Genomic DNA, 13,531 nt, shown 5'->3' with positions numbered 1-13,531 from the left:
CTTCGCAGGAATGACCAGCATATTGCCGTAAACGACAAAAGGGCCGCGGCAGCAAACGCCACCGCGGCCCTTTCCGGAACGTTCGAAGCGGCGTTCTGCCGCTAGCGCGTTACTTCTTGCCGAGCGAGAGACCGCCGAAACGCTTGTTGAAGCGTGCGACCTGACCACCCGAATCCAGCATCTGGCCGCGGCCGCCGGTCCATGCCGGGTGCGCCAGCGGATCGATGTCCAGCGTCATCAGATCGCCTTCCTTGCCCCAAGTCGAGCGGGTTTCGAACACCGTGCCATCGGTCATCTGGACCTTGATGGTGTGGTAGTCGGGGTGCGTCTCTTTCTTCATCGGTCTTCTCCACAAGCGGCTGGTTCCGACCAGCCCTGGAACAGGAAGGCGCGCCCGTACACGGACGCGCCCGGAAAGGCAATGTTGCCGCGACCGATCAGCCCTTGGGCGGATCGGCGATCATCGCGGTGAACTCGCACTCGGCGGCAAGCTCGCCGTCGATCCGCGCTTTCCCCGCGAACTTGCAGACCCGCGCCCGCTTTTGCAGGAACTCCGCTTCCAGCGTCAGCAGCACGCCGGGTTCGACCGGCTTGCGGAACTTCACGCCGTCGATCGACATGAAATATACCAGCTTGCCCGACCCGGCGAGGCCCAGGCTCTCGACCGCGAGGATCCCGGCGGCCTGCGCCAGCGCCTCGACGATCAGCACGCCCGGCATGATCGGACGACCCGGGAAATGCCCCTGGAAGAAGCTCTCGTTGATCGTCACCGCCTTGATCGCGGTGATCGACCGGTCGGGAACGAGTTCCGCGACACGGTCGACCAGCAACATGGGATAGCGATGCGGGATCGACGCCATCACGCGCGTGATGTCGAGCGGTCCGATCGAAGTCGCTTCCCCGTCCATGTGTCAGCGACCCGTCGGGGCCGGACGTGCGCCTGCGGCCGGGCGCGTACCGGCAGCGGCCGGTGCGGCTGCCGCCGGGGCAGCCTGTGCCGGGGCGGTCACGCTGACGCTCGGCAGCTGCGAGTTGAGCGAGGCCAGCACCGCGTCGGTGATCTCGGTCGCCGGCGCGTTGTAGAAGCTGCTGCCCTTGTCGACGGCCAGCGTCGCGCCGCGCTGCTGCGCGATCTGGCTGATGATCGGGCCGAGGCGGGTGCCGATCTGCTCGCGAACATAGGCGATGTTGCGCTGGACCTGCTGTTCCTGCTGGCCGATCTGCTGCTGCGCCTGCTGCTGGCGCTGTTCGAAGGTGCGGATGCGCGTCTGGAGCGCGGCGTCCGGCGTGCCCTTGGCGGCGGTGACGGCGGTCTGCAGCGACTGCGCTTCGGTCTGGAGCGGCTGGCCGAGCGAGGTCGCGAGCGACTGGAGCTGGGTGCGCTGTGCCTGCAACTGCGTGGTCGCCGCCTTGCACGCGTTGCAGTCGCGGAAGATCCGCTCGGAATCGACGACGGCGATCTTGGCGTCGGGCAGCGCCTGCGCGAAGGCCGGCGCGGTCGGAAGGGCAAAGACGAATGCGGCAACAGCCGCCTTGGTGAAGCTACGCATCAGAATTGGGTTCCTACGTTGAAAGTGATGAGTTTCTTGTCGTCGCCGGGCTGGCTCAGCAACGCCTTGGCAAGGTCGATGCGCAGCGGGCCGAACGGCGAATTCCAGTTGACGCCGATACCGATCGACAGACGCGGCCGGGCAGAGTCGCCGAGGAACTGTTCGAGGAACGGCTGCGTCGTGTTGACGGCGATAGCGTTGGTCTCACCGCCTGCGCAGGTGCCGCCCACCGTCGCCGAATAGCCGACCGAGCAGGTCGTCTGGCGGAACGCGGCCTGACCCGACGCGTCGGTGAACTGGTTGTTGTACAACTGCAGCCCGTTGATCGTCGCACGCTGCGTGAACGGCAGCAGCGAGGGCGAGCCATCCTTGTTGAACTGAAACGTCCCGTCGGCGTTGCGCGCCTGTTCGAACGCCACGGTCGGCCGCGGCCGGGTGACGCCGAACAGCGCGCCGGCCTGGATGAAGACCGACGGCCGCAGTCCCAGTTCGGCGATGCCCGAACCGAGCGGCGGTTCGAGTTCGATCTTGCCGAGATAATAGGCCTTACCGCCCAGCGGATCGTTCAGCACCTGGTCGCGCGCGGTGACCAGCGTCTGGTCACCGCCGGCGACCGAACCGCTATATTGCTGCCGCTGGATGCGCGGACCGACGCCGCGGATGTCGAACCCGCGGAACTGCGGCTCGCCCAGATAGAAGCGGTCGACGATGCGAACCGGGTCGATTCCGTTGCCCGGGCTCTTTTGCAGCGAGTGGATGTATCCGCCCTCGACCCCGGCCGACAGGATGAACCCGCCGACGTTCCAGTATTTGTCGAAATCGCCGCGCACCCGCGCGAAGCGCACGTCCCCGCCCAGACCGGCAAAGTCGAGTCCGGTCACCAGCCGTTGTCCGCGCGACGGCCGCAGGCGGTTGTTGAGGTTGTCGAAGATCAGGTTCGCACCGACCATGCTGGTCAGGCGGTTGCCAATCGAGTCGCACAGATAGCGTCCGGCCCGCAGCGGGTCGCAGACGCCGTTGGTGTAATACTGACCTTCGTCGAGGGTCACGTCGTCCTGGCTCAGCTGATAGCGGCCCGACAACGTCCAGAATTCAGTCAGCGGGACGCTGGCGACCACCTGTCCGCCGGTCGAAACCTGCGAATAGAGCGAGTTGCGACCGGTGCCGAGGAAGTTGAACGAATTGAGGTCGCGACGGAAGATCGTGCCGCCCAGCGCGATGTTCTTGTCGAACAGATAGGGTTCGGTGAAGCCCAGTTCGATCGACTTCTGATAGGTCGAATAGTTGACGCTCGCCTGAAGGTCCTGCCCCTTGCCGCGGAAGTTGCGCTGGCGGATCGATGCCTGGATAATGAAGCGCTCGAGGCTGGAGAAGCCGGCCGACAGCGTCAGTTCGCCGGTCGACTTTTCCTCGACGTTCGCGGCCAGCACGATGCGGTCGGGCGACGAGCCTTCCTTGCGCTCGATCTCGAATTTGTCCTGGAAATAGCCGAGCGAGTTGATGCGGTCCTGCGACCGCTTGATCAGGAACGCGTTGAACGCGTCGCCCTCCGCGACGCGGAATTCGCGGCGGATGACGCGGTCCTGCGTCTGGGTATTGCCGGTAATGTCGATCTTCTCGACATAGGTCCGGTTGGCTTCGTTCAGGAAGAACGTGATCGCCATCGTGTGGTTTTCGCGATCGGGCACGAATTCCGGACGGACGTCGGTAAAGGCATAACCGAACAGGCCGGCATATTCGCTCAGCTGGTCGACGGTGTCCTCGACCTGCTTGGCGTTGTACCAATCGCCCTTCTTCATCGGCAGCGTCTTGGTCAGCGAGGCGTTGTCGAAGTCGCGGATCGCGCTTTCTACGCCCACGTCCCCGAACTTGTAGCGATCGCCTTCCTCCACCACGTACGTGATGATGAAATCTTCCTTGTCCGGCGTCAGTTCGGCAACCGCCGAGATGACGCGGAAATCGGCATAGCCGTTGGTCAGGTAGAACTGGCGCAGCTTCTGCTGGTCATAGGCCAGACGATCCTGATCGTAGCTGGTCGCGGAGCTGAAGATGCGCCACGGCCGCGATTCCTTCGTCGCCATCTCGCTGCGCAGGTCGCTGTCGCTGAACACCTCGTTGCCGAGGATGTTGATCTGGCGGACCTTGGACTTGGCACCTTCCTGAATCTCGAAGATCACGTCGACGCGGTTCTGGTCGAGCATGACCATCTTGGGCTCGACATTCGCGGCGAAGCGGCCCTGGCGGCGGTACAGCTCGACGATGCGGGCGATGTCGGCACGAACGGCGGTGCGGGTGAAGATCTGCCGCGGCGCGAGCTTGATCTCCTTGGTGATCTTGTCGTCCTTCAGCCGCTTGTTGCCCTCCAGCACCACGCGGTTGATGATCGGGTTCTCGCGCACGCGGACGATGATGTCGCCCGTCTCGACACCCTCGATCGTGACGTCGGCCAGCAGGTCCGACGCCAGCAGGTCCTTGATCGCCTGATCGAGCGTTTCCGCGGTGTACGGAATGCCGACGCGCAGCTTGGTATAGGACAGCACCGTGTCGGGCTCGATCCGCTGCGACCCCTCGACGCGCAGCGACCGGATGGTACGCACCGGGGTGGCGGGCACCGCAGGGGCCTGTGCCGCCGGTGTCTGCGGGGCCGGGGCGGCGGCGGGCGCGGTCCGGGCCTGCGCGAACGCCGTCGTGCTCGAGAGCATCGTGCCCGCGAGCAGCGCGACACCGCGCACGCCAAAAATCGAATACTTGCTTGCCGTCACCAAACCCACCCCAACCGGAGGAACTTTTCACCCAGGACGATTGCGCCCTGCCCTAACCGCGTCAGCCGATCAAGCCGGCCAGCCCACGCCACACGCCGAACGCCCCCAGATCGTTCACCGTGACGAATATCATCAATGCGAGCAACAGCGCCAATCCGCCGCGGAACGCCCATTCCATCGTCTGCGGGCGCACCGGCCCGCGCTTCACCGCCTCGATCGCGTAGAACATCAGATGGCCGCCATCCAGCATCGGAACTGGCAACAAGTTGATGAATCCCAGATTAATCGAAACGAACGCGACAAAGGTGACCAGTGCCGGCCACCCCAGGGACAGTTGCTCGCCCGACGCCTTGGCGATGCGCAGCGGGCCGCCCATCTCCTCCATCGACCGGCGGCCGGTGATGATCTGCCCCAGCCCGTCGAGCGTGCCGCGCAGGATCGTCCCGACCATTCCCGCGCCATAGACCGGCGCTTCCCATAGCGGTAGCGGCGCATAGACCGGCTTGCCGCGTTCGATGCCGAAGCGACCGATCCTGGCTTCGTTGCCGAAGCGGTCGCGCTGCATCACTGCGCCGATCACGGCGTCGGTCCGGCGTGCCGTACCGCCGCGGACGTAATCGACCTTCACCGCCTCGCCCGGCCGCATTGCGGTAAAGAACGACAGGTCGGCGAAGGTATCGATGCCGCGCCCGTCCAGCGCGGCGATGCGATCGCCGGGACGCAGCCCGGCGCGGTCCGCCGCGCTCCCCTGCAACACGCCGCCGATCGTCGCCGGCGTCCGGTCGACGCCATACGCCGCGGCGAAGCCGCCGAGGATGAGCACTGCGAGGATCAGGTTCACCGCCGGCCCCGCCGCGACGATGATCGCGCGCTGCCACACCGGCTTTGCCTGAAAGGTGCGGGCGCGCTCCTCGGGCGACAGTTGCTGCCATTCGGCGTCGGGTTGCGATGCGGGGTTCATGTCACCGGCGAAGCGGACATACCCGCCCAGCGGCAGCCAACCGAATTTCCACCGGGTACCGCGACGGTCGGTGAAGCCGGCGATCTCGCGGCCGAAGCCGACCGAGAATTCCTCCGCCTTCACCCCGAACCAGCGCCCGGCAGCATAATGGCCGAGCTCGTGCACGAACACGAGCGGCCCCAGCACCAGCAGGAACGCGACGACGGTAACCAGCAATCCCGGGGATTCGATCAAGCGGCGCAATCCTTCACACGCTCGCCCGCCAATGCCCGCGCCTGCGCATCGATCGCCAGCACGGCGTCGAGCGTCTGCGGACCCGGCGGGTCGAAGCGGTCGAGAACATCCGAAACGATTGCGGCAATTTCGAGGAAGCCGATCCGGCGATCGAGAAACGCGGCCACCGCCACCTCGTTCGCGGCGTTCAGGATCGCAGGCCGCCCGCCACCCGCCGCCAGCGCCGACCGCGCCAGCGCGAGCGCGGGAAAGCGCACCATGTCCGGCGCCTCGAAATCCAGCCGCCCGATCCGCGCGAGGTCCAGCCGCTCGCACGGCGTCTCCATCCGGTCGGGCCATGCCAGCGCATGGGCGATGGGCACGCGCATGTCGGGCGACCCCAGCTGCGCCAGCGTCGACCCGTCGACATATTCGACCATCGAATGGATCACCGACTGGCGATGGACCAGCACGTCGAGCTGTTCAACCGACACCGGGAACAGGTGATAGGCCTCGATCAGTTCGAGGCCCTTGTTCATCATCGTCGCCGAATCGACCGAAATCTTGGCACCCATCGACCAGTTCGGATGCGCCACCGCCTGTTCCGGCGTGATCGCTCGCATCTCGGCCAGCGAGCGTTCGCGGAACGGGCCGCCGCTCGCGGTCAGGATGATCCGGCGGATGCGCTCGGGCGGACAGTCGTCGAGACACTGGAAGACCGCGTTATGCTCGCTGTCGACCGGCAACAACGTGGTGCCGGCCTGACGCGCCGCCGCCATCATCACCTCACCCGCCGAGACCAGGGCTTCCTTGTTGGCCAGCGCGACCGCGCCCCCGCGGGCCAGCGCCGCCATCACCGGCTTCAGCCCGGCGGTGCCGACGATCGCCGCCATGGTCCAGTCGACCGGGCGCGCGGCGGCATCGATCACCGCCTGCGTGCCCCCCGCCGCCTCGATCCCGCTATCGGCCAGAAGGTCGCGTAGCACCGGCAGGCAGGCTTCGTCGCCGACCACGGCCAGCCGCGCGCCGACCCGCTTCGCCGCCGCCGCCAGCTTCGTAACGTCGCGGTGGGCGGTCAACGCCTCGACCGTGAAATTGCCCGGTGCGCGTTCGATCAGGTCGAGCGTCGACGTGCCGACCGATCCGGTCGCGCCAAGAATGCTGACCCGCTTCATGCCCAGTATAATCCCGCCAAAACCATCAACCCCGCCGCCGGGGCGACCGGGACAAGTCCGTCGAGCCGGTCCATCACCCCGCCATGGCCGGGCAGCACGTTGCCCGAATCCTTGACGCCCGCCGCACGCTTCAACTGGCTCTCGTACAGATCGCCCGCCTGCGCCAGCGCCGCCAGCAACGGCGTCGCCAGCGCGAGGTGCAGCGGCAGGCCAGCATATTGCAGCACGCCGCCCAGCGCTGCGGCGGCAAGGACCCCGCCGATCAGCCCCGCCCAGGTCTTGTTCGGACTGATCGTCGGCGCCAGCTTCGGCCCGCCGATCGAACGGCCGGCGAAATAGGCCCCGATGTCGCATGCCCACACCAGCGCCATCGCCCAGAAGGCGAGCAGCAGCCCGTCGCTCCGTTCGCGCAGGAACACGACCGCCAGCGCCGGCAGCCCGCAATAGACGATGCCGCGCGCCAGTGCCGGCGATCTGGTCGTGATGACCACGAAGAACGCCGCGCCGACGATCAGCCCGAGCGCGAGGAAACTCGCCCCCGCCGCCAGCGGCGACAGGATCGCCAGCGGGACGACCAGCGCCAGCTGCGCCAGCCGCTTGTGCTCGCGCGATACTTTGTGAAGGTCGGCCCATTCGGCCATCATGAACAACGTGCCCAGCGCCACCAGCAGCCAGAAGGCGAACCCGCCCAGCCACAGCGTCGACGCCGCGACCGCGATCATCCCGACGCTGGCCAGCGTCCGGGTCGCAAGGTCCGACTTGCGCCGTGCGACGGGATCGATCGTCACAGGCCGCCGAAGCGGCGCTGGCGCCGGCCATAGGCGGCGATCGCCTCGGCCAGTGCCGCCCCGTCGAAATCGGGCCACAGCGTGTCGACGAACAGCAGCTCGGCATAGGCCGCCTGCCACAACAGGAAGTTCGACAGCCGCTGCTCGCCCGACGTGCGGATCATCAGGTCGAGCGGCGGCAACCCGGCGGTATCGAGTTCATGGTCGATCGCCGCCTCGTCGATCGCCGACACCGGCATGCCCGCCGCGACCTTCTCCGCCAGCCGCCGCGCGGCCGCGACCAGTTCGGCCTGCGCGCCATAGTTCAGCGCGATCGCCAGGATCGGTCCGGTATTCACCGCCGTCCGCGCGACAGCATCGTCGATCAGCTTGACCAGATCGGGCTTCAATACGCGGTAGTTGCCGAGGATGCGCAGCCGCACCCCCTCGCGCGCCAGTTCGTCGATCTCGCTCTTCAGGAAGTGCCGCAGCAACCCCATCAGGTCGCCAATCTCTTCCTCCGGTCGCCGCCAGTTTTCCGAGGAGAAGGCGTAGAGCGTCAGCGCCTCGATGCCCTGTTCGCGCGCCGCACGCGTGATTCGGCGCACCGCCTCCACGCCCTGCCGATGCCCGGCGATCCGCGGCAGGCGCCGGGCCTTCGCCCAGCGACCATTGCCGTCCATGATGATCGCGACATGGCGGGGAACGGCGACGGCAAGAGGCAGACCCGGATCCGCGCGGTCGTCCGCCGAAGCCGGGGAACGTGCGGCGAACGACGTCACTTGCCGAGGATTTCCTTCTCTTTGGACTCGGCCGCATGGTCGATGTCGGCGATCGTCGCGTCGGTCAGCTTCTGGACTTCGGTTTCGTGGCGCTTGCGCTCGTCTTCCGAATACACGCCCTTCTTCTCATCGGTCTTCAGGCCTTCCATGCCGTCGCGCCGCACGTTACGCACCGCGATGCGCGCGGATTCGGCATATTTCCCGGCCAGCTTCGCCAGCTCCTTGCGGCGCTCCTCGGTCAGGTCGGGGATCGGCAGGCGCAGCGTCTGACCATCGACGATCGGATTGAGGCCGAGGCCGGCCGAACGGATCGCCTTGTCCGCGGGACCGACGTTCGACTTGTCCCACACCTGCACCGACAGCATCCGCGGCTCGGGCGCGGAAACGGTCGCGACCTGGTTCAGCGGCATGTGCGCACCATAGACTTCGACCGTCACCGGATCGAGCAGCGACACCGACGCGCGCCCGGTGCGCAGGCCGCCCAGATCGCCCTTGAGTGATTCCACGGCGCCCGCCATGCGGCGCTCCAGATCGGCCTTGTTATATGCGGCCATAACCGACTTCCTTCTGATTCAAGCGTTGTTCTGGACGATCGTTGACACGCCATCACCCGCCAGCACGGCGGCGAGGTTGCCTTCGTCGCGGATGTTGAAGACGACGATCGGGATGTTGTTGTCGCGGCACAGCGCCACGGCCGAAGCGTCCATGACCTTCAGGTCGTCGGCCAGCACCCGGCCGAAGCCCAGCGTGTCGTAGCGCTTGGCGGTCGGCACCTTCTTGGGGTCGGCGTCATAGACACCGTCGACGCTGGTGCCCTTGAACAGTGCCTCGCAGCCCATTTCGGCGGCACGAAGCGCGGCGGTGGTGTCGGTGGTGAAGAACGGGCTGCCGGTGCCGGCGGCGAAGATCACGACACGGCCCTTCTCCATGTGGCGGACGGCGCGGCGGCGGATATAGGGTTCGCACACCGACGCCATCGGGATCGCCGACTGGACACGGGTCTCGACGCCGATCTGCTCCAGCGCGTTCTGCATCGCCAGCGCGTTCATGACGGTCGCCAGCATGCCCATGTAATCGGCGCTGGCCCGCTCGAAACCCTGCGCGGCCCCTGCGACACCGCGGAAGATGTTGCCGCCGCCGACGACGACGCAGACCTCATGCCCCTCGCCCCGTGCGGCCTTGATCTCGCGGGCGACGCGGTCGCACATCGCGGGGTCGATGCCGAACTGACCCGATCCCATCAGCACTTCGCCGGACAGTTTCAGAAGGATACGATTGAAGCGTGGACGGGTCATGGAACCTGCGAAGTTGGTCTATCGGAAGCGCGGCGGACCCTAGCCGCGACCGTCCGCAAAGCCAAGCGACCTTATGCCGAACCGAAACGGGCCGCGAAGGGAAACCCCCTCGCGGCCCGCGACGGCGTCGAACGGCGACCTTACTTGGTCAGGCCGGCCGTCGCGGCGACTTCGGCGGCGAAGTCGGTCTCTTCCTTCTCGATGCCTTCGCCGAGCTGGAAGCGGACATAGTCTTTCAGCACGATGGTCGTGCCGGCATCCCTCGCGGCACTGGCGACGACGTCGGCGACTGGCGTCTTGCCATCCATGACGAACGCCTGGGTCAGCAGCGCGTTCTCCTTCTTGAACTTCTCGATCGGGCCGTTGAGGATCTTCTCGGCGACCTCGGGCGACTTGCCGACGATCTTCTCCGCGTTCTTCTCGCGCAGGATCGCGGCTTCGCGTTCCACGATCTCGGCGTCCAGCGTCTCGACCGACAGCGCCAGCGGGAAGGCAGCGGCGATGTGCATCGCGATCTGCTTACCCAGCGGCTCCAGCACGTCGACACCTGCGTCCGATTCCAGCGCGACCAGCACGCCGATCTTGCCGAGACCCGGCGCGGCGGCGTTGTGGACGTACGGGACCACCGCGCCCTGGGCGACTTCGACGGCCTTCGCGCGACGCAGCACCTGGTTCTCGCCGATGGTCGAGATGTTGGCGACCAGCGCATCCTCGACGGTGCCGCCGTTCGGCATCGCCTGGCCCTTGAGCGCCTCGACGTCGTCGCCCTTTTCCAGCGCAATGGCGACGACGTCGCGCACGAAGCTCTGGAACTGGTCGTTCTTCGCGACGAAGTCGGTCTGGCTGTTAACCTCGATGGCGACACCCTTGGTCCCGGCGACGGCGACGCCGACCAGACCCTCGGCCGCGGTCCGGCTCGACTTCTTGGCGACGGCGGCGAGGCCCTTGGTGCGCAGCCAGTCGACGGCGGCTTCCATGTCACCGTTATTCTCGGACAGCGCCTTCTTGCAGTCCATCATGCCGGCGCCCGAGCGCTCACGCAGTTCCTTGACGGCGGCGGCGGTAACTTCTGCCATGGCTTGGCTCCTGATTGGTGTTCGATATGCTTGCGGGCGAGGCAGCGCGGTTTCCGCCCTGCCCCGCCCGCACGTCAGTTCCGTGACAGCTTACGCTTCGACCGCGGCTTCCGGCTGCGCGGCTTCGGGCTGCTCGGTGGTCAGCGCTTCCTCGGCGGGCGGCTCGTCCATCGCGCCCAGGTCGCGGCCCGATTGCGCCATCGCCTGCTGGCCGCCACGGGTAGCGGCGATCGCGATGGCTTCGCAGTACAGACGGATCGCGCGGCTGGCGTCGTCATTGGCGGGGACCGGGAAGGCGATGCCGTCCGGCGACACGTTCGAATCGAGGATCGCGACGACCGGGATACCCAGCGTGTTGGCTTCCTTGATCGCCAGCTCTTCCTTGTTCGCGTCGATCACGAACATGATGTCGGGAATGCCACCCAGATCGCGGATACCGCCGAGCGACAGCTCCAGCTTGTCCTTCTCGCGCGTCAGGTTCAGCACTTCCTTCTTGGTCAGGCCGTGCGTGTCGCCCGACAGCTGCTCTTCGAGCGCCTTCAAACGCTTGATCGAGTTGCTGATCGTCTTCCAGTTGGTGAGCATCCCGCCCAGCCAGCGATGGTTGACGAAATGCTGGCCCGACTTGCGCGCAGCCTCGGCGATCGGCTCCTGCGCCTGGCGCTTGGTGCCGACGAACAGCACCTTGCCGCCCGACGCGACGGTCGACGACACGAACTCCAGCGCGCGCGCGAACAGCGGCACGGTCTGCGACAGGTCGAGGATGTGGACACCGTTACGATCGCCGAAGATGTACGGCTTCATCTTCGGGTTCCAGCGGTGGGTCTGGTGGCCGAAATGCGCGCCCGATTCGAGCAGCGCCTGCATGGTGACGACGGGTGCCGCCATAGGATAATTCCTTCCGGTTGTTCCTCTGGGAAGCTGGAACCCTTGTCAGGCCAAAGGCCCGGGCACCGGTATGAGCGCTTCCCATGTGGGGTTGAGAACGGCGCCCTTAGCGCACGTCAGCGTAACGATCAAGACTTGACGGCGGAACGATATGGGAACATACAGGGCTCAGATACGGACCGTGGAACCACATTCGTCGCAACTGGTTGTGATGAATGCGATTTTAACCGGTCGCATTGGTATCGGGGAGTTTCGAGATGGCCCTGTTCGTTTCTGCGTTGTTCGCTTTCGCCTTTATCGTCGTGATCGCGACGCTGGTCGGCACCCTGCTCCCGGCACGGGACCGCATTCTCCGCCTGCTGCTGCGCGGCCCGGAATGGACGATCGACCCGCTGCCGCCGGTACACCTGACCTCGCGTCGCGGCGTGATCCGCCAGCGCGTCGTTACGGTCGCGGCACAGCCGCTTCGCGCTGCCGCCTGACCTTAGCATAGCTGCGAATGCTGAACGGGAGCGTCGCCAGATAGGCGACGCATACCACGCTCAGCGTCTGCCACGGTGCCGAAACCAGTGCCGCCGCGACGATCACCACGCCCGCCATCGCTTCGAAGCGGATGTTGCGGCGTAGCTTGAGCGACGACCAGCTGAACGTGGCGAGGCTCGATACCATCAGGAACGCGACGAACGCGACCCATGGCGCCACCACCCATGGCGACCGGAACCATTCGAGGTCGGTCCAGATCCACGCATAGAGCGGCAGCATCGCCAGCCCCGCCCCGGCGGGTGCCGGAATCCCCGTAAGGAACCCGGCCGACTTGTGCGGCTGCTCCGCGACGTCGATGCGCGCATTGAAGCGGGCAAGGCGCAGCGCGGTGAACACCGCATAGATCAGCGACACGATCCAGCCGACCCGCGGTTCGGCCAGCAGCGCCCACAGATACATGATGAGCGCCGGCGACACGCCAAACGAGATCGCATCCGACAGCGAGTCCAGCTCGGCCCCGAAGCGGCTTTCGCCTCGCACCAGCCGCGCGACGCGGCCATCCAGCCCGTCGAGCACGCCGGCCAGCAGCACCATCAGCACGGCACGTTCCCATTCCCCGCCGATCGCGAAGCGGATGCCGGTCAGGCCGGAACACAGTGCCAGCGCGGTGATGGCATTGGGGGCGACCGCGCGGAGCGGAATACCACGGACGGGGAGCGGACGGCGCATCTTACTGAGTGATCCCGGTGGCGGCGGTCAGGCCCGGCCGGCCGAGTACCGTCTCGCCCGCTACGCTGCGTTGACCCAACGTCACTTGTGGTTCGATCCCTTCCGGCAGGAACACGTCGACGCGACTGCCGAAGCGGATCAGCCCGATCCGCTGCCCCGCCGCGACGAAGTCTCCGGGCTTCACGAACCCGACGATCCGCCGCGCGACCAGCCCCGCGATCTGGGTAAAGCCGACCCGCCGGCCATCCAGCCCTTCGACGACGATATGCTGGCGTTCGTTCTCGTCACTAGCCTTGTCGAGGTCGGCATTGAGGAACTTGCCCGAGATATAGACCACCTGCCGGATCGTGCCGGCGATCGGCGTGCGGTTGATATGCACGTCGAACACCGACATGAAGATCGATACCCGCACCAGCGGCTGGTCGCCCAGACCGTTGAGCCCGCGCAGCTCGACCGGCAATTCGACACGCTGGATCATCGTGACCAGCCCGTCGGCAGGCGCGACGATCAGCCCGTCGCCCTGCGGCGTGGTGCGTACCGGATCGCGGAAGAACGACGCGACCCACAGCGTCACCAGCCCCATCGGCCACGCGAGCGTCTCCCACGCCATGAAGGCGAGGAAGGCGGTGACGACGGCGGCGATGAGGACGTATTTGCGCCCTTCGGGATGAACCGGGGGCCAGCGCCACTTGACGGTCGTGGTGCCGACCGCGGGCTTTTCGAGCGATGCCATGAAGCGTGGTGTACCCAAGGCGAGCCGTGCTGACAACCGCCCTGCATTTCCGTGGGCGGCGGCATGCGGTTGATCGCGGGCCGGCGACCCCGTAAGGCCCCTCGCAATCGCAACAAA

The 13,531-nt window shown here is 66.5% G+C and carries 15 protein-coding genes; 1 reads left to right on the top strand and 14 read right to left on the bottom strand.

From position 1 onward, the window contains the following. Positions 1-109: 109 nt before the first annotated feature. From rpmE to rpsB, 12 genes are all read right to left on the bottom strand, one after another. The gene (gene rpmE / locus QLH51_RS07360) at positions 110-340 is read right to left on the bottom strand and encodes a 50S ribosomal protein L31 (RefSeq protein ID WP_055761384.1); all 231 of its coding nucleotides are present in this window, start codon (positions 338-340) and stop codon (positions 110-112) included. Between the two features lie 97 nt (positions 341-437). Further along, complete coding sequence (fabZ, locus tag QLH51_RS07355; protein WP_125655787.1) at positions 438-908, bottom strand: 3-hydroxyacyl-ACP dehydratase FabZ; 471 nt, start codon at positions 906-908, stop codon at positions 438-440. A 3-nt stretch (positions 909-911) separates the two neighbouring features. Next, the gene (locus tag QLH51_RS07350; RefSeq protein ID WP_125655789.1) at positions 912-1,550 is read right to left on the bottom strand and encodes an OmpH family outer membrane protein; all 639 of its coding nucleotides are present in this window, start codon (positions 1,548-1,550) and stop codon (positions 912-914) included. Then, complete coding sequence (gene bamA / locus QLH51_RS07345) at positions 1,550-4,312, bottom strand: outer membrane protein assembly factor BamA (RefSeq protein ID WP_206428893.1); 2,763 nt, start codon at positions 4,310-4,312, stop codon at positions 1,550-1,552. The genes QLH51_RS07350 and bamA overlap by 1 nt, the downstream gene beginning before the upstream one ends. Before the next feature lie 61 nt (positions 4,313-4,373). Further along, positions 4,374-5,507 (bottom strand): M50 family metallopeptidase, encoded by a 1,134-nt coding sequence (locus QLH51_RS07340; protein ID WP_125655792.1) that lies wholly within the window; start codon positions 5,505-5,507, stop codon positions 4,374-4,376. Further along, positions 5,504-6,661, bottom strand: coding sequence for a 1-deoxy-D-xylulose-5-phosphate reductoisomerase (locus QLH51_RS07335; RefSeq protein ID WP_125655796.1), 1,158 nt, complete (start codon positions 6,659-6,661; stop codon positions 5,504-5,506). The genes QLH51_RS07340 and QLH51_RS07335 overlap by 4 nt, the downstream gene beginning before the upstream one ends. Continuing rightward, the gene (locus QLH51_RS07330) at positions 6,658-7,449 is read right to left on the bottom strand and encodes a phosphatidate cytidylyltransferase (RefSeq protein ID WP_206428894.1); all 792 of its coding nucleotides are present in this window, start codon (positions 7,447-7,449) and stop codon (positions 6,658-6,660) included. Before QLH51_RS07330 ends, QLH51_RS07335 begins: the two co-directional genes overlap by 4 nt. Further along, positions 7,446-8,153 (bottom strand): isoprenyl transferase, encoded by a 708-nt coding sequence (locus tag QLH51_RS07325; RefSeq protein WP_283514462.1) that lies wholly within the window; start codon positions 8,151-8,153, stop codon positions 7,446-7,448. The genes QLH51_RS07330 and QLH51_RS07325 overlap by 4 nt, the downstream gene beginning before the upstream one ends. A gap of 53 nt (positions 8,154-8,206) precedes the next feature. Beyond that, positions 8,207-8,764: a ribosome recycling factor gene (gene frr / locus QLH51_RS07320; protein ID WP_125655802.1), complete on the bottom strand. Its 558-nt coding sequence runs from the start codon at positions 8,762-8,764 to the stop codon at positions 8,207-8,209. Between the two features lie 18 nt (positions 8,765-8,782). Next, positions 8,783-9,505 (bottom strand): UMP kinase, encoded by a 723-nt coding sequence (gene pyrH / locus QLH51_RS07315; RefSeq protein ID WP_125655805.1) that lies wholly within the window; start codon positions 9,503-9,505, stop codon positions 8,783-8,785. A gap of 140 nt (positions 9,506-9,645) precedes the next feature. Beyond that, a complete protein-coding gene (gene tsf / locus QLH51_RS07310; protein ID WP_125655808.1) occupies positions 9,646-10,581 on the bottom strand; it encodes a translation elongation factor Ts in 936 nt (311 codons plus the stop codon). A 90-nt stretch (positions 10,582-10,671) separates the two neighbouring features. Continuing rightward, a complete protein-coding gene (gene rpsB / locus QLH51_RS07305; RefSeq protein ID WP_125655811.1) occupies positions 10,672-11,469 on the bottom strand; it encodes a 30S ribosomal protein S2 in 798 nt (265 codons plus the stop codon). 257 nt (positions 11,470-11,726) lie between these two features. Here rpsB and QLH51_RS07300 point away from each other — a divergent pair, with 257 nt between their 5' ends. Continuing rightward, positions 11,727-11,951, top strand: coding sequence for a hypothetical protein (locus QLH51_RS07300; RefSeq protein WP_125655814.1), 225 nt, complete (start codon positions 11,727-11,729; stop codon positions 11,949-11,951). Here QLH51_RS07300 and QLH51_RS07295 read toward each other — a convergent pair. Both QLH51_RS07295 and QLH51_RS07290 read right to left on the bottom strand, forming a co-directional pair. Further along, positions 11,914-12,681 carry a CDP-alcohol phosphatidyltransferase family protein gene (locus QLH51_RS07295; RefSeq protein WP_125655817.1) on the bottom strand — a complete coding sequence of 256 codons (768 nt, stop codon included), beginning with the start codon at positions 12,679-12,681 and terminating at the stop codon, positions 11,914-11,916. The two genes, QLH51_RS07300 and QLH51_RS07295, sit on opposite strands and share 38 nt — an antisense overlap. A 1-nt stretch (position 12,682) precedes the next feature. After that, complete coding sequence (locus tag QLH51_RS07290) at positions 12,683-13,414, bottom strand: phosphatidylserine decarboxylase (RefSeq protein WP_125655820.1); 732 nt, start codon at positions 13,412-13,414, stop codon at positions 12,683-12,685. Between the last annotated feature and the right edge of the window lie 117 nt (positions 13,415-13,531).

The organism is Sphingomonas sp. 2R-10, from assembly GCF_030062225.1.
GTDB lineage: Bacteria > Pseudomonadota > Alphaproteobacteria > Sphingomonadales > Sphingomonadaceae > Sphingomonas.
Note: the sequence above shows the minus strand (reverse complement) of the source record. Positions and strands in the feature narration are given on the sequence as shown.